This window comes from Agrobacterium tumefaciens, from assembly GCA_025559845.1.
Classification (GTDB): Bacteria; Pseudomonadota; Alphaproteobacteria; order Rhizobiales; family Rhizobiaceae; genus Agrobacterium.
Map to the genome: position 1 here is coordinate 1,792,689 of CP048470.1, position 23,672 is coordinate 1,816,360.

Annotated in this window: 1 protein-coding gene; it reads right to left on the reverse strand. The window is 58.1% G+C overall.

What is annotated here, in order from left to right; translation table 11 throughout:
* Positions 1 to 23,292 (reverse strand): tandem-95 repeat protein, encoded by a 23,292-nt coding sequence (locus tag FY156_24705; protein UXS04657.1) that lies wholly within the window; start codon positions 23,290 to 23,292, stop codon positions 1 to 3.
* Positions 23,293 to 23,672 lie beyond the last annotated feature (380 nt).

The window sequence follows — 23,672 nt, forward strand, 5'->3', positions numbered from 1 at the left end:
TCAACGTTGGGGCAGTTCGACCCAGCTTGACAGTGCCTGGCTCAGCACGGAGACATCTTCTCCATGAAGATCCGCTGCGGCGAACAGATTGTCGGTAAACATACCGGGGCCCAGGTCTGTTCGTCGGTCACTGACATGATCGAGGATCGTGCCGGTGTGCAGATCAATGCGCATGGTGTCTGAGATGACCCCATCAGACGAATTGCCATGGATGCGCAAGTCGATGGATTGCAACCCGGCTGGCGGGCGTCCGATGACGAGCCCCTGACGTGTCAGCTTCAGCCAGTCGGGCAATGGCTTTCCGTCTGCCATAGTAACGCCGAACGTTGCATTTTCGACGTTCCCGGCCGACGACGGCATGATGTAGAGATAGTCTTTGTAGACCATCGTATCGACCTGGAACCAGGTGCTCTCGGCGCCTTCTCCCGAAAGATGTATGTTGGAGCCACCCTTGAAGAAGCTGGTGGCAATTTTATCAATGATCCGGTCGCTTGTCTGCCAGTCGCCGATCTGGCGAGCGACATGGATCACGGCCCCTTCTTCCGGCAATGAACCGATACCATTGAGTGAGCGGATGGAATTGACCACGTTGACGATCGGACCTTGCGCAGTGATGTCTGCGATCCCGTTCAGATCTTTCATGATAGAGGCAGTTAGCGGCGAACCTGCCAGGATTGTTTCCGAGCCTTGCGATGATGGTTGCCACGGGTCGGTTGGTTCTGCAGAAATCGGCGCCGGCTGGTCGACCTCAAGCGGCGGCCTCGGTTCTTCCGGCTGTTCGACCGGAATGACGCTGATCGTCACGGTATAGGCGACAATATTTCTGCCGTCGCTGATTGTGAAGGTAAAGCTGTCGACGCCATTGTAACCGTCCGCGGGTCTGTAGCTGTAAGTACCGTCAGCATTGATGATGACTGTGCCGTATTGTGGTCCTGACCCAAGACCATAGACGATGGGCTGTCCTTCCGGATCGGTGGCTGGCGGCAGAGTGCCCGTAATCGTGCCCCCCTCGTTCACCGAGATGGAGGTGTCGGACGAAACGGGTGGTTCATTTGGCGTATTGACGAGGATAGTGACAGTGTATGTCGTTTCCAGAATGCCATCACTGACACTGTAGGTGAAACGGTCTGTGCCATTGAAATCCGCATTCGGCACGTAGATGTAGCTGCCGTCGGAATTGACCGTAACGACGCCATTGGACGCCTGGTTGCCGAGGCTGTAGAAGATCTCGTCGCCATCCGGATCGGTGGCCGCCGGCAATTGACCGTTATACGGTGTATTTTCGTCGATAGACACCAGGTCGTCACGCCCAACCGGGGCATCGTTCACCGGGCTTACCGTGACGGTTACAGTGTAGGTGTTGGTCGCATCACCGTCAGATACGATGTAGGTGAACGTATCTGTGCCGTTGAAATTCTCATTCGGCGTGTAGGTGTAGCTGCCATCCGCATTGATGATCACAGTACCATGCGAGGGGAGGCTTGTGCCGATCTCGTAGACAACGGTCTGGCCTTCGGGGTCGATTGCCCGAGGCAACATTCCGCTCGCAGGAACGTCTTCTGTAACCGCAATGCTTGTATTGGAGCCCACAGGAGCGTCATTGATTGCGGCAACATTCACCGTGATCGTATAGACAGACGATGCCGTGCCATCGCTGACACTATAGTTGAAGCTATCCGTGCCGCTGAAATTCGCATTCGGTGTATAGGTATATGTGCCATCTGGGTTGACGACGACCGAACCGTTGATGGCATTGCGGCCAAGCGAGTAGGTGATGTCCTGCCCTTCTTCGTCGGTTGCTTCAGGCAGCATTCCCGAAAGCGGCTCGTCTTCATTTGTCCCGACGGTCGCATCGGAGGCAACCGGCGGCTGGTTGGCGGGGCCTACGGTCACTGTGACTGTGACTGTGTAGATCGTTTCCGCCGAACCATCACTCACCGTGTAGGTGAAGGTATCTGTCCCGCTGAAACCTGACGGAGGCGTGTAACTGTAGCTGCCGTCGAGACCGATGATAACAGTGGCACCAGGCGTTACGGTGTCGACTTCGTAAAATACGGAGGATCCTTCCGGGTCGATCGCCGGAGGCAGGTTGCCACTGGCCGTTCCACCATTCTCTACCGAGATCTGAAGGTCGGAGCCCAGTGGCGCATCGTTTACCGCAGTGACTGTTATGGAAATCGTATAGGTGCTTGTCGCAACGCCGTCGCTGACTGCGTAGGTGAAGCTGTCGGCGCCGTTGTAATTCGCGGCCGGTTGATAGCTGTAGGTGCCATCCGGATTGATGGTCAGTGACCCATGTGACGGGGGGCTTCCGACCGTGTAGACGACAGCTACGCCTTCCGGATCAACTGCTCTTGGCAGTTGCCCGCTGAAGATCGTATCTTCCGCTACCGTAAGAGTTCCATCGGAGCCAACCGGGGGATCATTCACTGGCGAAACGTCGACTGTAATCGTGGCAGTCGTCGTTCCACCGTGCCCGTCACTGACCGTAACGACAAAGACGTCCGTGCCGTAGAAGTTCGTGCCGGGTGTATAGAGATACTGCCCGCTTGCATCGAGCGTGACACGGCCATTGGCCGGCTGGGCCGAAACAGTGTAGGTCAGCGCATCGCCGTCGACATCCGAGGCCATGATGGCGCCAGCGACAGGCGTATCTTCCGGCGTTGATATCCGCTGATCGGTCGCAACCGGTGCGTCATTGACCGGATCGATGATGAGTGTCGAGGAACTGATCGCCGTCAGCGCTCCACCTGCACCGCTGTTGCCGCCGTCATTTGTCGTCATGGTCAGCGTCACCAACGCGCTGCTGTTTTCAACAGGCCGATAGATTGGCGCCGTTGTTCCTGACAGCCATGCGTTGATGTTGCCGACAGTGCCGGTCAGCGTCAGAGAACTCGATCCATTGCCCGTAACGGTCACGCCGTTACCGGAAGCGGCGATCAGGGATCCAGCATTCACGTCGAGTGTGACCGTGATTGAGGCATCACCGGCATCAACATCTATTATCGCAATCCCTGTCAAAGGCAGATCGGTATCTTCAGATCCGTTAAAGCTACCGGGCAGGGTGTTGACTGGTGCATCGTTGATGGGTTGTACGGTTCCTGAGACGGTTGCGTTGCGGCTTACGATGCCGTCAGAGACGGTATAGGTGAATGAGAGTGGGCCGTTGAAGTCTGGCGCGCCAGTGAATGTGAGGGTCCCGTCGGCATTGAGTGTGATGGTGCCGCCGGTGACATTGATTGAACTTCCAGCGGCGATGGCCTGATCGTTGATGGCGGTTATGGTGAGTGTATCGCCATCCGGGTCTGTGTCGTTTGCCAGCACATCGAGGTTGATGGATCCGTCCTCGTCGATGACGAATGTGTCGTTTGTTGCGACGGGCGGATCGTTGATGGCGCCGATGATGATGGTGACGGTTGCGGTATCGAAGCCGCCGTTACCATCGGCGACCTGGTATGTGAAGCTGTCTGAACCGTTGAAGAAGGCATTTGGCTGATAGGTGAATGTGCCGTCGGCGTTGAGGGTGAGGGTGCCGTTTGCCGGGGCGTTGACCAGGGATACGGTGAGGGGATCGTCGTCGGCATCGACGCCGTTGCCATTGTTGGCGAGGACATTGCCGTTGAGGGTCTGCCCTTCATTGATTGCGAATGCATCGTTCTGTGCCTGTGGCACGGGGTTGGTGACGGTCCATGTGAAGCTGCGCTCGACCGATCCGCCATTGCCGTCGACTGCGGTCATGGTGACGGTGAAGGCGTTGGTGCCGGTTGGTCCGGATGCGGATGGATCGATTGTTCCGGTGATCTGGCCTGTTGCGGGATCGTAGGAGAGGCCTGTCGGCAGACCGGTGATGGTGTAGGAGAGGGTATCGCCATCGACATCGGTAAACAGGTTGCCGAGGTTGATGTTGATGGCTGCTCCATCGAGATTGGCGCGTGGCGGCAGGGTTGGTGCGACGGGTGCGTCGTTGAGGCCTGTGACTGTGACGGTCAGCGTTGCGGTTGCGGTTGCGCCATTGCCGTCGGAGATGGTGTAGGTGATCGCGGTTTTGCGGCTTTCTCCGAGCTGGAGGTCCTGGAAGGCCGATCCGGGATCGAAGCTGTAGGAGCCATCGGCACGGATGACGAAGCTGCCGCCATTGCTGCCTGCAAGTGTTGCGCCGACACCATTTGTGCCATTGCCGACGCGGATGACGGTGAGGGTATCGCCATCGACATCGCTGTCGCTGCCAATGATGACATTGCCTTCGATGGGTGTGTTCTCATCGGTCTGTGCGACATCATCGACGGCGACGGGCAGATCGTTGACGGGATTGATCTGGCCTGCGACCGTTGCGGTCGAGGTGGTTGTGCCATCAAAGACGGTGTAGGTGAAGGAGAGCGGCCCGTTGAAGTTTGCCGCGCCTGTGAAGGTGAGTGTGCCATTGGCATTGAGGGTGACGGAGCCGCCGGTGACCGCCACGGAGGTGCCAACGGAGATGGCCTGTCCGTCGATTGCGGTGATGGTCAGTGGGTCGCCATCGGCATCACTGTCATTGGCGAGCACATCGAGAACCGTATTGCCGTCCTCGTTGAGGGTGAAGCTGTCATTGCCAAGAGCCGGTGCATCGTTGACCGCGCCAACATTGACGATAACGGTATATTCCACCGTGGCTGTTCCGTCGCTCACCGTGTAGGTGAAACTGTCATCGCCTTCGAAGTCGGGATCGGGCGTGTAGGTGTAGGTGCCATCGGTGTTGACGACGACACGGCCATTGGACGGCTGGCTTGCAGCCGCATAAGTCAGCGGCTCGCCTTCCGCATCGGTGGCGGCAGGCAATATCCCGCTATAGGGCGTATCTTCGGTCACATTGATCGTGTCATCGCTGCCAACCGGGGCGTCATTGGTGCCCGTGACCGTGACGGTGAAGGTTGCCGTCGATGTGCCGCCCTGACCGTCCGTGATCGTATACGTGATGCTGGTCGCGCGGGTTTCCCCGGCGGCAAGATTGTCAAAGTCGGTCCCTGGATTGAACGTATAGCTTCCATCTTCGGCAATGATGAAGCTGCCACCAGCGGTTCCCGTTACGCTTGTTCCGACGCCGGTCGCGTTGCCGTTTACGGCAGCAACAGTGATGACATCGCCGTCCGGATCACTATCCGCGCCCGAGCCATTATCAACAAAGACAGAGCCGGTCGCAGGTGTGTTTTCTTCGGTTGTGATTGCGTCGTTCTGAGCAAGCGGGGCTGGGTTGAAAACGCTAATAGTGAAGCTACGTGTGATAGCGCCACCCGGCTGACCGTCATTGATGGTAACGGTGATCTGATAGATGCCGCCATTCACTTGTGAGGCATCATTTTCGAGCGTGCCAGAAATAATGCCGTCAGCACTCATTACCAGCCCGACGGGCAAACCAGTCTGGCTGAAAGTCAGCGTATCGTTGTCCGGGTCCGTGAAGAACTGCGAGATGTCGAGGGTTACATCGTCGGCATCGTCGAACGCCTGATTGGGGATCTCTCCCGTCGGCGGATCTTCGACATTGGCGACATTGACGGCGACAGTGAAGGTGGCGGTCGTACGACCATCATTCACGGTGTAGGTGAATGAGTCCGGACCCGAGAAATTGGCGGCTGGAACATAGGTATAGCTGCCATCTGCGCCAATTGTCACCGTGCCGTTTGTGGGCTGACCGAGTACGGCGTAGGTCAGTGCATCGCCATCGACATCGGTCACAGGCAGGAAGCCTGTCGATGTTTGATCCTCTGTGGCGTTCAGGGTGAAACTGCCACCGACCGGAGCATCGTTTTCGCCCGTTACGGTGATTGTCAGCGTTGCTGTCGCAGTTCCATTGTCGCCATCGGAAATCGTGTAAATAACGCTTGTCGTACGCGTTTCACCAACCTGAAGGTCGTCAAACTCGGTGCCGGGGTTGAAAGAGTAGGTGCCATCCGCGTTGATGACGAAGGTGCCGCCATCCGAGCCGGCAATGGCGTCGCCGGGGTTGCCTGATCCCACCGCAATAACGGTTAGCGTTGCGCCTTCAGCATCCGTGTCGTTCCCAAGGACGGTTGGGCCGTTGATAATCGGTGTGTTTTCGCCCGTGGTGGCCGTGTCATCAACGGCGATTGGAGGGTTGTTGACCGCCCCAACGCTGACCGTGACGACGGCCGCATTTGTGGCGTTTCCACTATCGATCACGGAAATGGTGAGTGTGCGATCACCCGCGGTCAGATTGTCGTTGCGGTTTTCATATTGCAGGGCGCGCAACAAAGCACTCGCTGCTTCGTTTGGCATGGGAACGGCGGCACCTGCGGCGTTCTCGAAATGCACCGATGTGGCGCCATCGTACTGGTAGACGAATGTCGTACCACCGAACGCAATGGTGCCACTCGATGCGGTGCCGAAAATGATGTCGGCAGTGCCGTTCAGATGAATGATTTCACTGGCGGAATTGATGAAGCCGGCAAGGCTTATATCGAGTGAGACGATGCTCCCTTCTACGTCGGAGACAAAGGCATCCGGGGTAACAATTCTGACTGGTCCGTCACCCTCGGTGAAGGTTACGGAATTATCGGTGCCGCTGGTGGTGCCGTTCAGATCGATCACAGGCACATCGTTGACGGCATTGATATTGAGCGTCACCGACGCGTCGGAAAATCCGCCGTTGCCGTCACTGATGCGGTAGGTAAAGGCGACTGTGCCGTTGAAATCCGCGGTCGGCGTGAAGGTAAGATTGCCCAGGGCATCGTTCAGCGTCACACTGCCGCCCGCGACGGCTATTGTTTCACCAACGCCAATAGGCTGGCCGTCGATCTGGGTGATCGACAGCGGGTCGCCATCCGGGTCTGTGTCGGCGCCAGCGTTACCGCTGACAGTGCCTGCTCCGGTTAGCGGATTGAAGCTGACGGGCGTGTCTTCCGCCAGGTCGACGACATCGTTTGCCGCATTGGGTGCAGGGTTGGTGACAGTAAGAGTAAAGCTGCTGGAGGCAGAGGCAATGCCGTCACTCGCCCTGACAATGATTGTGTACGGGCTGTCTTTCGACGCATCTGGATCGAGGGTACCGGAAATGATGCCGGTCGCCGGATCGAAAGTCAGTTCTGGCGGAAGCCCTTCGACTGCAATGGTCAGCGTCTGACCATCGACATCACTGAAATAGGGGCGGACATCAAGACTGAATGCGGAGCTATCCACTTGTGCGCTGTCTGGGATAGGTGACGCCACGGGTGCATCGTTGACCGGGTTGACTGTTACCGTCACCGTCGCCGTGTCGCTACCGCCATTCCTGTCACCGATCGTATAGGTGAAGGATTCCGTGCCGTTGAAGTTCGGGTTTGGGGTAAAGCGCAGAACTTCGCGTCCGTTCCCGTTGAGAACAAGTTGCACGGAGCCATTGCTGGTCATGACCGCAGGGCCGCCAACCGTAAGATTCACGCCTTCAACGAGAATGACCGTATCTGTGTCGCCATCGGGGTCCTCATCATTGGCAAGGATGTCTATGTCGACAGGCGTGTCCTCATTCGTGGTGGCCTGGTCATTTTCGGCATTCGGGGCCACATTCTTGATCGTATACGTGAAGTCCTGGAAGGTACTCCCACCATCGGGGTCGGTGGCTGTGATCCTGACTGCAAAATCGCGAAGACCCGTGGGGCCGGATGCGTCGGCGTCGATAACGCCGGATATAATGCCCGTGAGCGGGTCCAGCGTAAGTCCAGGCGGCAGTCCAGTTGCCGTATATGTCAGCGTTTCTCCCTCGGGATCGACAAAATTACCCGAAATGTCGAAACTGATCGTCTCCCCGTCATTGCGCGAAATATCCGCGATCGGGGACGAAATTGGTGGATCGTTTACTGCATCGACGGAAACGGTGATGATACCGGTGCTGTAGCCGCCTTGGCCGTCGGTTACGCGATAAACAATGGTGTCGGTGCCGTTGTAGTTGTCGTTCGGCGTGTAAGTGATGGTGCCGTCCGCACTGACGGTCACCGTACCGTTTCCTGCTACAGGCGGAAAATCGGGGTCAAGGAAAAGCGTGTCGCCATCGGGGTCGATATCGATGCCATTGTTGCCGCTGGTTGTGCCCTCACCGGTGATCGGGTTGAAGGTCACGGGTTGATCCTCGCCGGTCTCAACCGTGTCATTTACGGCAATTGGCGCTGGATTGGTCACGGTGAACGTGAAGGTCTCCGCTACCGTGCCGCCGCGGCCATCGTTGGCCGTCACTGTTACAACATAGACGCCATCGTTGTTTGGACCGCCCTGGCTGGCGTTGTTGGCGATGATGCCCGAAATCGTCCCGTCTGCCGCCATTTCAAGGCCTTGTGGCAATCCGGTCTGGCTGAAAGTCAGTGTGTCATTGGCATCGATGTCCTGGAAAAATGCGTCAAGATGCAACGGATGGTCGGTGAGCGATTGGCCGTCCGCGCGGGTGTAATTTGGGATCTCGTCTGCTGTCGGGTCATCGTTGACGCCGGTGACGGTGACGGTAATCGTTGCTGTGTCGACATTTGTACCGTCGGTGACACGATAGGTTATGGTTGTCGTGCGGGGCGTATCACCTGCGGACATGTCGTCAAAGTCTGTGCCAGGATCAAACGTGTAGGTGCCATTGGCATTGATGGTGAAGGTGCCGCCATTCGAGCCGGCAACCACCACGCCGACATTGGCTCCTGATCCCTCCACCTGATCGACGGTAAGTGGATCTCCATCCGGGTCCTGGTCATTGGTAAGCACATTGCCGCCACCCGCCGTGTTTTCATCGACGGTTAGTGTGTCGTGGAAGGCCTTCGGTGGAAGGTTGGTAACAATCCATGTGACAATCCGTGTCGTCGTTCCGCCGTTGCCATCGGAGGCCGTGACTTCAACCGTATATGGATCTGTATTGGATGCGTCTGCGGCCAATGTGCCGGTGATCCGGCCGGCTGCGTCGATGGAGAGGCCTGGCGGAAGGCCGGTTGCGGTGAATGTCAGCGTGTCTCCGTCGACATCGCTGAAATACGGGCTGACATTATAATCGACAGCTTGGCTGTCGCTATCATATTGGTCGGGGATAGGGGTGGAGGTCGGATTGTCGTTGACGGGTGTAATGGTCACGCGCACCGTTGCGGTGGAAACCCCTCCATTGTTGTCAGTGATGGTGTAGGAAATCGTGTCGACGCCATTGAAATTGAGGGCGGGCACATAGGTCAGAGTGCCATTGGCATTGATGGTTACACTCCCGTTGCCTGCGCTGGCGGATACGATCGTCAACGGGTCGCCGTCGGGGTCTGTGTCGTTGGCGAGTGGAGTGATGACAGTCGGAGTGTCCTCGGCAATGGTAATGATGTCGTTGTTTGCCGTTGGCGCGGGATTGGTGACGGTTAGTTCGAAAGTCTGCGACGGGGTGGACGAGGTACCATCGCTTGCAACAATCGAAATCACATAGACGCCATCACCATTCGGACCGCCCTGGCTGGCGCTCTTGTCGATATTGCCAAAGATAAGCCCGGTGGCGGCATCATATTGCAGTCCAGCGGGAAGGCCCGTGATGGTGAAGGTCAGATTGTCGCCATCGGAATCTGTAAAGAAGTCCGCCACATCATAGGTGAAAGACTGGCCGTCGGCGCGAACCCGGTCTGGGATCGGCTGGGTCGGCACGGGGTCATCGTTGACCGGCAATACGGTGACCGTCACCGTCGCCGTTGAAACGCCTCCGTTCCCGTCGGAGATGGAATAGCTGAAGCTTTCCTGTCCGTTATAATCCGCATTCGGCGTGAAGCGCAGGAACTGGGTTCCGTCCGGGTTTTCGATCAATCGGACCGATCCGTTGGTGGTTACGACTGGAGCGCCATTCGGCTGCAGAACGACGTTGTTGACGCGGATGACCTCGGCGGCATCGCCATCGGGATCGCTGTCATTTGCGAGAATGTCGATATCGACAGGCGTGTCTTCGTCTGTTGTGACGGCATCATCATTGGCGAGTGGTGGAATATTGAGGACGGTGTAGTTGAAATCGACAAAAGTCGTTCCACCGTTCGGGTCGGTTGCGATGACGCGAATACGATAGTTCTTCTCGCCCGTGGGACCTGAGGCATCCGGGGCGATCTGGCCGCTGATTGTCGACCCGGAAAGCACCAGCCCGGGCGGAAGGGGGAAGTCCGCATCGATTGTATAGGTGAGGGCGCCGCCTTCCGGATCAGAGAAAAAGGCAGAGAGATCAAGGCTGTCGGTATCGCCGTCGTTGCGGGTGCGATCGGCGATCGGACTACCCGCGGGATCATCGTTGACGGGGGTGATTGTCACGGTGACGGTTGCCGTTGCGGTGCCGCCATTCCCGTCGGAGATCGTGTAGGTGATCGTGTCGGTGCCATTGTAGTCGGCGGCCGGCAGATAGGATATCTCGCCGTCCGCGAGAATAGTCACCGTTCCATGGGCGGCCGTTGCCGAGACAACGGAGAGCGGATCGCCGTCTGGGTCACTGTCATTGGCAAGCACATTGATCGTGACTGCGGTATCTTCCGCCGTCGTTACAGTATCGTTGACGGCGACGGGCGCCGGATTCGACACGGTCAACGCGAATGTCTGCTGGGCCGTACCACCATTGCCATCCGATACTGTGACCGTCACCGTATAGACGCCGTTGGTTCCACCCTGGCTGGCATTTCGATCGATGGTGCCGGTGATGACGCCTGCGGCACTGAGGCTGAGACCGTTCGGAAGGCCTGTCTGCGTGTAGGTCAGCCTATCGCCATCGGCATCGGAGAAGAAGCTCGAGACGTCAAAATTGACGACGGCGCCGTCATTGGCGGAACGGTCAGGTATCGTTGAGCCGACTGGGTTATCATTGACGTCGCTGATAGTGACAGTGACCGTATACTCATTGCGGGCACCACCTGGATCAGTAACAACGAAGCTGAAGCTGTCTGTGCCGTCAAAATCGGAGTTTGGCGTGTAGGTGTAGGTGCCGTCCGCGTTGATGACAACGGTGCCGTTGGCGGGGGTCGTCATCCCTGCGGAGAATGTAATTGTGTCGCCATCGACATCTGTTGCAACGAGTGTGCCGGTAAATGGCGTATCTTCGGGCGTGGAGATGCTGATGTCGGACGACGTTGGAGCGTCGTTGACTGGTGTCACCGTACCGGTCACAGTTGCGTTTGCCGAGGCCGTTCCGTCCGACAGGGTGTAGGTGAAGCTGATTGGACCATTATAGTTGGCGTTCGGCGTGAAGCTCAGACGACCATCAGCATCAAGCCTTACAGCCCCCCCGGTGATGGTGATTGATTGGCCTGCCGTGATCGCCGTTCCATTGATGGCCGTTACCGTCAGTGCGTCACCATCAGCGTCGGTATCGTTACTGCGGACATCGAAGGTGATCGTGGTATCTTCAGGCGTCGTGAACGTATCGTTGACGGCGACCGGAACGTCGTTGACAGGGCTTACCGTGCCGTTCACCGTGGCGGTCGCTGTGCCGCCGTTGCCGTCAGAGACGGTGTAGGTAAAGCTTGGGCTGCCATTGTAATTGGCAGCGGGAGTGAAGGTCAGCGTTCCGTTGGCATTCAATGTCACGGTGCCGCCGGTGACGGAAACCGTTGCTCCTGTGACGATCCCGGTTCCGTTGATCTGGGTGATGGTCAGCGTATCGCCATCGACGTCACTGTCATTTCCCCGAACATCCAGCGTGATCGGCGTGTCTTCAAGAGTGGTGAAGCTGTCGTTTACGGCTACGGGGGCATCGTTGACTGCCGTCACAGTTCCATTGACGGTTGCCGTTGCGCTGCCGCCGCTGCCATCAGAGATCGTGTAGGTAAAGCTTGTGCTGCCGTTATAGTTGGCGGCCGGGCTGAACGTGAGCGTACCGTTGGCGTTCAGAGTGACTGTGCCGCCTGTAACGGAAACCGTCGCGCCGGTGACAATCGCGGTTCCGTCGATCTGGGTGATGGTCAGCGCTTCCCCATCCGGATCGCTGTCATTGGCGAGAACGGAAATCGTTGTTGCCGTGTCCTCCGCAGTAATGAAGGTGTCTCCAGTCGCGATCGGGGCGTCCTGTTCCGGCGTGACGGTGCCGCTGACGGTCGCCGTTGCAGTGCCGCCTTTACCGTCTGAGATCGTGTAGGTGAAGCTCGGGTTGCCATTGTAATTGGCACCGGGTGCAAAGGTGAGGGTGCCGTCGGCGTTAAGTGTCACCGTGCCGCCTGTGACCCCGACCGAGCCACCAGACGAAATCGCCAGGCCATTGATCTGGGTCACTGTCAGCGTGTCACCATCAACATCGAAGTCGTTGCCTCGAACGTCAAACGTAATCGCAGTGTCTTCTGGTGTGGTGAAGGTGTCGTCGATGGCGACGGGTGGGTCCTGAACTGCGTTGACCGTGCCGTTGACGGTAGCGGTTGTTGCTCCACCCTGGCCGTCGGCGACGGTATAGGTGAAGCTCAGGGCGCCGTTATAGTTTGCGTTCGGTGTAAAGGTCAGCGAGCCGTTCGCATTCAGCGAGACAAGGCCACCCGTTACGGCAACCGGATTGCCAATCGAGATTTCGGTGCCGTTTATGGCTGTAACGGTCAGCGTGCCGCCATCAACATCCGTGTCATTGGCGAGCACGTTAAAGGTGACGGCCGTGTCCTCATTCGTGGTGAAGCTGTCATTCACCGCGATCGGCGCATCGTTTTGGCCGGTGACGGTGACGGTCACGGTAGCCGTGGATGTTCCGCCCTGGCCGTCGGATATCGTGTAGGTCACTGCCGTCGTGCGCGTTTGACCTGCCGCCAGATTGTCGAAACTTGTACCGGGATTAAAGGCGTAGGTGCCATCGGCATTGATGGTGAACGTGCCACCGTTCGAACCGGCCACTGCAGAGCCGACCCCGGCACTGCTGCCGCCGACGGCGGAGACGGAAATCGGGTCACCGTCCGGATCGCTGTCATTGGTTAGCACAGAACCGTTGATCGCGGCGTTTTCCGTTGTCGTGAATTCGTCGTTGCTCGCGACCGGAGCCGGATTGGCGACCGCCCAGGTGAAGCTGCGACTTGCCTGCGCTCCTGCGAGGTCTGTGGCCGTCACTGTGACAGAATAGGGACCAGAGACACTGGCGCTGCGGTCGATTGTGCCTGTGATGATACCGGCTGCACTGATCGACAGACCAGGGGGGAGACCGGTTGCGGTGAAGGTCAGGCTGTCGCCCGCGTCCGGGTCGCTGAAGTTGCCAGCTACATTGAGCGAGACGTTTTGCGCGTCGCTTGAACTCTGGTTGGCGATCGGGGTCGAAATCGGGGCATCGTTGACGCCGGTTACGGTGATCGTGAAGGTAGCTGTTGCCGTGCCACCGTTACCATCAGCAACTTGATAGGTCACGGATGTCGTGCGTGTCTGACCAGCAGCGAGATCGGCGAACGCATTGCCGGGATTGAAGATGGCAGCGCCATTGGCGCCGATCGTGAATGCACCGCCGTTTGAGCCCGCGACGGCCACGCCGACATTGCCGGCGACGCCATTGACCTGTGAGACAGTCAGCGTATCGCCGTCGACGTCACTGTCATTGGTGATGACGTTCGTGGAGACATTGCTGTTGGCTGTGGTCTGGGCGCTGTCGTTTACGGCGATCGGTGCGTCGTTGACCGCGTTAACGGTCACCGTAACAGTGTATTCGACCGTCGCCGTTCCGTCGTTCACGCGGTATCTGAATGTATCCGTGCCATTGAAATTGGCTGTAGGTGTATAGGTGTATGTGCCATTGGCATTGATGGTAACGACGCCGTGGGACGGTCCCAGTGAGCCAGCCGAATAGGTGAGTGTGTCACCGTCTACATCGGTTGCGACAGGCAAGGTGCCGGAGAAGACGGTATCTTCGTTGATGGTGATTGCTGCATTGGAGCCAACCGGCGCGTCGTTGACCGGGGTGATCGAAATCGTCGCCGTATCTGTGTCCGAAAGAGCGCCGCCGCTGCCGGTGTTGCCGTTGTCGTTGGTGACCATGGTCAAGGTCACAGAGCCGTTTGCGTTGGCAAGCGGCGTGTAGATCGGACTTGCGGCTCCTGCAAGAAACGCATTGATATTGGCGACCGTACCGGTGAGCGTGATGGTGCCTGTGCCGGAACCGGTAACTGTAACGCTGCCGCCATTTGTTGCCGAAAGCGTGCCGGATCCGACCGTAAGCGTAAGGGTCATATTGCCGTTTCCGGCGTCGACGTCAGAAATTGCGAGGCCCGTCAGGGCCAGCGCGGTATCCTCGTTGGTGACAAAGCTACCCGGTAGAGTGTTGATGGGCGCGTCGTTGACCGCGGTTACGTTGAAGGTAATTGTGTTCGGGCTGAGGTCAGTATCAACGCCTCCGTTTGCAGTGCCGCCATTGTCACGGACCTGGAATGTGAAGGAGGCGAGTGCGGTCCCATTGGTGTTGGCTGAAGGCGTAAAGGTGAGGCTGCCAATATTGGCCGCATTGATAACCTGACCGGCCGTAACAGGAACGCCGCTGATCGAGAGGGTGCCGTTGGTCGGTAGCGTGTTGATGATGATCGCCGAAAGGGTATTGGCGGGAGAATCGTTTGGATCGGTGAAGCCGAAATCTGCGGCCGTAAATGTGTAGCTGCCGTCTTCCGTAAGAGTGATCGTCTTGTCAGCGCCCGCCGGTGCGTCGTTAACAGGGGTGATCGATATCGTTGCGGTGTCGACATCCGTCAACGCAGGCCCGCCAGTGTTGCCATTGTCATTGGTCGTCATAGTCAGCGTGACGTTGGCGACGGAATTCGCAGCCGGTGTGAAGGTGGGACGCGAAGTTCCCGACAGGTATGCATTGATGGCGGAAATCGTCCCGGAGAGAACAATCTGGCCGGAGCCGCTGTTGCTTACGGTCACGCCGCCGGAGGTCGATGCCGTTAGAACGCCGCTATCGACGGAAAGTGTGACCGAGACTGTGCCGGTACCAGCATCCGCATCTGCAATCGACAGTCCAGTCAGGCCAAGGCCTGTGTCCTCAAGCGTCGTATAGCTGGTCGGCAGGGTGTTGACTGGTGGTGTATTGATGGATGCAACCGCGACGGTGACGGTCGCCGTTTCAGTGACGCCGCCTGACGTGACCGTATAGGTGAAGGTTGTCACGCCGTTGTAATCGAGCGTCGGGGTGAAAACGAGTTGTCCACCGGCGGTCAACTGCACGGTGCCGTTATTGACGGCGACCGTGCCGCCAACGGCAATCGCGGTGCCGTTGATCGCAGTGATCGCACGGCCAGGATTGTCAAAAGTATCGTTGGCGAGAACCGGGATGGTGACTGCGATATCCTCGTCGGTCGAGACGGAATCGTTGGCAATGTCGGTAACCGCAGTGATCGTCACACCGATTGTGTCTGTGTCGGTAAGGGCTCCATCGGAGGTGGAAAGCGTGATCTGGGCCGGGCCATTGTAATCGCGGGTCGGCACATAGGTCGCTCCGGCCAATGCTGCATTGATCGCAGCTGTCGTTCCGGAGAATGTCATCGTGGCATCGGATGTGCCGTCACCTGCCGTAAACGTGAGGCCGGTTATACTGGACAACGAGAATGCGCCATTGGTCACCGTAACGGTTACCGTCAGTGTTCCATTGTCGATATCTGCCACCGTAATCGCATTACCTGCGGCCGCGGAGAAGGTGATAGTCCCGTCTTCAGAAATCGTTTGTGTGCCCGGAACGGTGTTCACGGGCGCGTCGTTGACTGCTGTCACATTGACCGTGACGGTCGCGGTTTCAGTCACGCCGCCTGATGTTACCGTGTAGGTGAAGTTCGTTTGCCCGTTGTAGTTTGCAGCGGGTGTAAAGGTGATTGTTCCGTCGGCATTCAGACGCGCGGTGCCATTCGCCACCGTGACCGTTCCATTGACGGCGACTGCGGTGCCGTTGATCGCGGTGATGGTGTGTGCCGAATTTTCGAATGTATCGTTGGCGTTGACGTTGATTGTAACGGCATTGTCTTCATTGGTTGTCACGGTGTCATTGGCGATGTCGGCAACCGCCGTGACCGTGATTGCAATGCCGTCTGTATCGGAGAGCGATCCATCGGACGTGACGAGCGTCAGTTGGGCCGAGCCATTGTAATCGGCAGTCGGCGTATAGGAGAGCCCGGCGAGTGCTGCGTTGATCTGCGCTGCAGTGCCAGCGATCGTTACTGTAGCCGTGCCATTATTGCTGATCGTTGCACCGCCGCCTGTGGTCACCGAAAGCGACCCATTCGTGACGCTTACGGTGGTCGTCAACGTGCCGCCATCGATGTCGGTGACGCTGACGCCACCAATAGAAAGCTGTGAATCTTCTGCGGTTGTTTGTGCACCCGGCACGGTATTGACCGGTGCATCGTTGACCGGGGTGACATTCACCGTGACGGTTGCCGTTTCAGTGACGCCGCCTGAGGTGACAGTGTAGGTGAACGTGGTCTGGCCATTGTAGTCGGCCGACGGCGTGAAAGTGAGTGTGCCGTTTGCATTGAGGCGCACCGTGCCATTTACCACGGCTACCACGCCATTGGCCACGATTGAACTGCCATTGATGGCGGTAATCTGATGGGCGGAATTCTCGAAGCTGTCGTTGGCGTTAACGTCTATCGTTGTCGCCGTGTCCTCGTTGGTGGTGGCCGTGTCGTTGGCAATGTCGGCGACTGCGCTGACGGTGATCGTGCGGCTATCGGTATCAGTCAGCGAACCGTCGCTGCTCGTCATGGTGAGCGTCACGGCGCCATTGAAGTCGGCGACCGGCGTATAAACCGGTTGTGTCGCACTCGCTGCAAGATAGGCATTGATGTTGGCGAGCGTGCCGCTCAGCGTGATCGTGCCCGTACCGGACCCCGAAATGGTGACGCCGCCAGCGCTGGTGGCCGCGATGCTACCGGAGTTGACACTGAGCGAGACAGTCATCGTCGCAGTGCCGGCATCTGGATCGGCGACGGAGAGGCCGCTCAAGGTGAGCGTTGTATCCTCTGCGGTCGTGTAGCTGGCTGGAAGCGTATTGACGGGCGCATCGTTGACGGAGGTCACTGAGACAGTTGTCACTGCCGTATTCGACACAGCCGAGCCATCGTTGACCGAAATGCTGATCGTACGGGCGGTTGAACCTGGATCGTCTGACGTTGATGTGTAGCGGATCTGCTGCAGCGCCGTCTGATAATCGGCCTTGGTGGCGGAACCGGACAGAGTGAGCGTGTAGGTGCCTGCGTTGTAACTAAAACTGATGCCGGTCGGCAGTGTACCAGCGACCGACAGTGTGTCACCCGCAACCGGGTTGGTGATGACGATCGTCGCCGAAGACATGTTGGCATTGTCGACGTCGGTGATCAGGACGTCCGTATCGACGATCGCGACACCGGTGCCATTCTCGGTATAGCTGGTTGTGAAACCTGTGCCTGCACCAGACGCGTCGAGATCGAGGATCGGGGCGTCGTTGACAGGGGTAACGGTGATCGTTGCCGTATCGACATCGGTCAACGTGCCTCCCGAACCCGTATTGCCGCCGTCACTCGTGGTCATGGTCAGCGTCACGCTGCCGTTGAAATCCGCGACCGGCGTGAATGTTGGGCGAGAAGCCCCGGCGAGGAACGTGTTGATATTGGCAAGGGTGCCGGTGATCGTGATCGTACCTGTTCCTGAACCCGATACCGTCACGCCGTTTGCGGCGCTCGCGGTCAGGGTCCCGGAGTTGACCCCCAGGGTTACCGTCATCGTACCAGTTGCCGCATCGACATCGCTGATCTGCATTCCGGTCAAACCAACCGATGTATCTTCGACCGTGGAGTAACCGGCCGGCAACGTGTTGACCGGTGCATCGTTCACGGCATTGATGGTGATCGGTCTGGTATCGACATCGGTCAGTGTCCCGCCGGAGCCAGTGTTGCCGCCATCGCTGGTGGTCATGGTCAGCGTCACACTGCCATTGGCATTGGCGACCGGAACATAAACCGGGGCTGAAGCGGATGCGAGGTAGGCGTTGATGTTGGCAAGCGTGCCGGTGAGGGTGATCGTGCTGCCCGAACCGGAAATCGTGACGCCTCCACCGGACGTTGCCGTCAGTGTACCTGCGGTGACGGAGAGTTGGACCGTCATGGTACCGGTTGCGGCATCGACGTCGGCAATCGACAAGCCGGTCAACGCGACGTTTGTGTCTTCATTGGTTGCCCAGCCGGAAGCCGGAAGGGTGTTAACCGGCGCGTCGTTGACGGCGGTAACGTTGACGGTGACGGTTGCGGTTTCAGTGACGCCGCCAGAGGTAACGGTGTACGTGAAACTTGTCTGGCCGTTGAAATTGGCGGTTGGGGTGTAGGTGATCGTGCCGTCGGCATTGAAGGTGACAACGCCTTGTCCGGACGGCGGTTGGGTAACGGAGGTCAGCGTACGGTTGGCGTTTTCGAAATTGTCAGCGGAAGCGCCATTGGTACCCGTGATGACATTGAAGCTGAGTGCCGTATCTTCATTCGTGATAACCGTGTCCGGGACGATATCGGCGACGGGCGTTATGGTGATCGCAACTGTGTCCGTATCGGAGAGCGATCCGTCCGAGGTCACCATCGTCAGGGTGTCAGAACCGTTATAGTCGGGGTTGCCCTGGTAGCGCACGGAGGCAAGTACGCTGTTTACCTGCGCCTGCGTGCCGGAGATTGTTACGGTGCCTGTACCCGAACCTGTTACCGTACCCGCTATCGTTGACGGCGATAGGGTGCCGTTTGCAACAGTCAGAGTGACCGTTACGTTCGTCGTGTCTACATCGGTGACGGAAAGGCCGGTAATTGCCGTCAGCACGTCTTCCTGTACGGTCACAGGACCGGGCACAGTGTTGACAGGTGCATCATTGACCGCAATCACATTGACGGTTGCAACTGCCGTGTTGGAATTCGCGGCACCGTCATTGGTAACGACATTGATCGTGCGGGCGATTGTCGAAGGGTTTTCCGACGTCGAGGAGTATCTGATCGCCTGCAGTGCGGTCTGATAGTCGGCCTTCGTCGCCGATCCGGTCAGCGTGAGGGTAAATGTAGCGGCATTGTAGCTAGCGGAGATGCCGGGAACGGTGGTGCTCAAGGCCAAGACGTCGCCCGCCTGGCCGTTAGAGATCACGACCGTCAGCGTACTCATATTGGCATCATCGACATCGGCAATGAGCGCGGCAGTCCCGGTGATCGCCACACCAGTTCCGTTTTCCGTATAGCTGGTCGAATACCCTGTGCCGGTGCTTCCGGTGTCGAGATCGAGAATTGGAGGATCATTGACGGCCGCGATGCTGATTGTGCGGGTATCGACATCAGTCAACGTGCCACCGGTGCCGGTATTGCCTCCGTCACTGGTGGTCATAGTCAAGGTGACCGACCCGTTTGCGTCTGCAACCGGTACATAGATTGGTGCGGAAGCTGACGCGAGGTAGGCATTGATGTTTGCGAGCGTGCCCGTCAGCGTCAGGGTTGCCGTTCCCGATCCTGTGACCGTGACGCTGCCGCCGGATGTCGCGGTGATCGTGCCTGAGGAGACGCCGAGCGTCACCGTCATGGTGCCGCCGGCGGCATCGAGATCGGCGACCGAAAGGCCTGTCAGGGAGACGCTTGTATCTTCGTTGGTCGCCCAGCCCGATGCCGGGAGCGTGTTAACAGGCGCGTCGTTGACCGCTGTAACCGCAACCGTCGTTACGGCAGTGTTGGAGGCAAGCGCGCCATCGTTGACGGTTACGCTGATCGTGCGACCCGTAACGGTGTTGCCAATTGTCGGATTGTCGGATGTCGAGGAATAAAGGATCTGCGCCAGTGCAGTCTGGTATGCGGCCTTGGTGGCTGAGCCGGTCAAGGTGAGCGTGTAGGTGGTCGAATTGTAGCTTGCGGTGATACCGGCTGGCAGTGTGCCTGTTGCGGCAAGAACGTCGCCCGCCTGGCCATTGGTGATTATGATCGTGGCGGACGCAATATTGGCGTTGTCGACATCAACGACGGAATTGTTGCTGGCTGCGATCGCGACGCCAGTGCCATTTTCCGTGTAACCGACGGAATAACCGGAACCGGCAGATGAGCCGTCGAGATCGAGCACCGGCGCATCGTTGACCGGATTGATGGTGATGTTGCGAGTATCGATATCGGTGAGCGCGCCACCCGTTCCCGTGTTGCCATTGTCGCTGGTGGTCATCGTCAGGACGACCGCGCCGTTGGCGTCAGCGACCGGGACGTAGATCGGGGCGGCCGCAGAAGCGAGGTAGGTATTGATATTGGCGATCGTGCCGGTCAGGGTAATCGTGCTCGTGCCGGAACCTGCAATGGTCACGTTGCCGCCGGATGTCGCTGTGATCGCGCCAGTTGCGACATTCAGCGTGACGGTCATGGTGCCGCTGCCGGCATCGATATCCGCAATCGACAGGCCCGCAAGGGCAACACTGGTGTCTTCGTTGGTCGCCCAGCCGCTCGCGGGCAGCGTATTGACCGGTGCGTCATTGACGGCCACGACGTTGATTGTCGAGGTCGCAACCGCGGATGTGAGGCCGCCATCGTTGACCGTGACATTGATGACACGCGGCGTCGTACCGGGACTGTCGCCACTGTTCGAGAAGGTTATGGCGCGGATTGCGGCTGCGTAGTTTGCCTTCGTCGCAGATCCACTGAGCGTAACGGTGATCTGGCCAGAAACAGAAGTGTCGACCGTTCCGGTAATTCCGGTCGGGAGGGTGCCAAGATTAAGGACATCTCCGGCCTGTGCATTGGTCAGCACGATAGTTGCGGAGCGCATATTCGTGCTGTCACGGTCGCGGACGTCCGCGAGGCTACCCGCTGTTGTCGATGCTATCGAAACCCCGGCGCCATTTTCGGTATAGGTCGTTGTGTAGTTAACGCCGGCAACGCTATCGACATTCCTGAGTGCGCTGACATTGTCGATGAATATGTCGTCCGTACTGGGCGTCAGCAAGCCGCCCGCCGCCGAGTAGGTGAAGACAAGATCGCCGGTTGCAGCCACGGTAGCAGGCAGATTGAGCGTAACGGCAGTCCGGATCCATGCCGTGGTGCCTGCCGTTGAGGCGGCTACCGTGGTTGGAGAGCCGCTTGCGCCATTGAAATAGGTGATGGTCGCCGTGTTCGGCGTTCCGTTCAACGTGCCGGTAGTGATACGTGCGTAGAGAACGCCGCCTATGGTGATGTCGAGCGTCGCCGGTGTGTTGTTGTCATTGGAGACACCGAGCAGAAGGTTATTGCTCCAGCCCAAATCGAAGGTCAATTGCGCTGCACCGGAAGGCGCAAGTCCATCGTTCCAGCCGGTTACGTTTGCCTGCGTCAGGGTGCCGCTACCGCCATTGACGGTCCATGCGAAGCCGTCATTGGCAATCGCTCCGCCACTGCCGCCAACCGTCCAGCCTGTCGAACCGGGTGTCCCGCCATTGGTGATGATCTGTGTCGGGGTCGTGCCGGAGTTCAGGTCGACCACGGGCGCGATGGCGTTGTAGCCGAAATCCGCGGCAAGACTGCTTGCGCCGATCAGGGTCAATGTCGCGGACTGTGTAGTCGCCGTTGTTGCGGTTGCACCGCCAAGAACGCCATTCGTATCGGTGACGCGAACAACATACTGGCCTGGCAAGACACCGGTGAACAGGTATTTTCCGTCAGCGCCGGTCGTGTCTGTCGCAAGAACACGTTCACCCGTATCGGCGACACCGTTGCCGTTCACGTCATCGATCAGTTGCACAGTGACATTGGCGATCCCGACGTCACCGCTATCGAAGGTTCCATTGGTATTGTTGTCGTCGTAAATCTGGTCACCAATCGATCCTATCGGAGGTACCCAGCGGGCACCATCGGAAACGGTTCCGATTGCCGTCGTACCGTTGGTGGTGATCGCGATCGCCGAGCCGATCGCAGCGCCGGTCGTGACGTTGATCTGCTGGATCGACGAACCTACGAGGTAGGTATTTCCATTGATGTCGCCACCACCCTGCACCAGCGTCGTGCCGGTGGGGTTGGTGAATGAGCTGACGATTGCACCGGTCGAGAGGTTGTAGCGCGTGATGGTGGAGGCGGCGCCATTGAGGCTGAGCAGATAGTTGTTCGTCGTATCGATTGCGAAGTCGCCCCAGTCATTCGTACCGGTGACTGCTGCTCCAAACGTCGAGGCTGAGGCGATGGTGCGGCCGTTACCGCTGAAGGTGATGCGCCATATTTGGTCATCGCCGCTGGCGTTGATGTTTTCAATGCCGAGATATAGCGAGCCGTTGTAAAAGGTCGCGGCACCGCTGCCGACACCTCTGTCACCCACCGTGATGCTAAGACCCGTGCCGTTATTGGTCAGATCGCTGTCGATCAGAATGTGGGTGTTGTTGATGAAGTCATACGCAAAAAGCGCGCGGTTGGCATTCGCGGCATTGCTGTCGGTGTAATAGATAAGCCCGTTTGCCTGGTCGACGGCGAGCGAGTTCAGCGTATCGCTCAAGCTGACCCCACCTATGGTGGCGGGGGCCGTCGTGATGGCGGTTGCCTTGCCGGTGACGACATCGACGCTGTAAAGTGTTCGTCCTGAGACAACGAGAAGGGCACCGTTGCCGACGCTGGCCTGAACGTTCAGCAATTCGGCATATTCGCGCTGGGCATCCATGGTGGGAAGGACGCTGGCAGTGATCTCGCCGGTGCGATATTCAAGATCCCAATCGCCGCCGAGATCGGCGCTGCCCGTGGCGTCGGTCGAAGCCGCAATATCTGCACCGGTCATGTACCCCATCATGCGGGCCGCATTCTGACCGAGCTCACCACGAGCGAAGTCGCAGCCGTAGATCAGGATATCGGCGTCATCGCTCAGATAGGATTTGAGGCTTTGCAGCTCGTCGGCATAGTCGCCGGCCATCGATTCAATCGTCAGTTCGGCAGAGCCGAGATAAAGTCGGCCTTCATCCCCATGCGAGATGATGTGGACTGTCTCCACATCCTTCATGTTCGAAAGCGCTTCGGCCAGTTGCTCGACACCGTCGCGCCCCTGTTCCAGTACCACCACCTCAAAGTCGCCCTCAATTCCCTGGAGCAGCGTTTCGTAGTCCGGGACGGAACTGTCGACAATCACCACCTGCTTTGACGATATCTCATCAGATGGAACGTCGTCAGGGGGCGAATCCGTTGCCGCCGTCAATGCTGCGGCGAGAGCGTGTTGGTCCCCATCACCGGTATCGTCCGTTTGATGATGGTCACCACCCTCGCCGCCCTGTGATGCATGTTCGTCCTGAGTCTGGTCGACGGTCGCAGCGCCAGCGGCATCGAATGCGATGCGCTGCTCGAGCTCCATCAGCATCGAACTCAGTCTGTCCTGTTTGCCTTTTTTCGACTCAGTCTTTTTTTTCTTACCTGCCGCGGACGACTGATGCCGACGAGGAAAATGCTCGTTCATTCACATGTCTCCCGCTTCCAGACCCCAGACAGACCGCGCGGATGGGTGCCCGAGAAGACTCAGGCAACGGCTGTCGGATTAACGAGTTCCAAACTTGACGGTGCGTTCGTTAACAAAAAACTAATTTCGGCCGGCAAGCTTTAGCAAGTGAGAATGTATACATAAAACCCTGTGGGGTCGATGTCTTCCTGACTTTTGTCAAGAAAATCTGCATCCTCAACGGGAGGGCAATTTTTGCCTGCAAGTATGAAGACCGACGATTTAAGGTCCTGTTAACCATATCCGTCAATCATTTAACGGCCCTTAGGTTTCCGACACAACGTTTCTTCTGGTTGAAACGTTGGAGCCGTGCGTTCCCTGGTATTGCTTCTCGCAAGGGT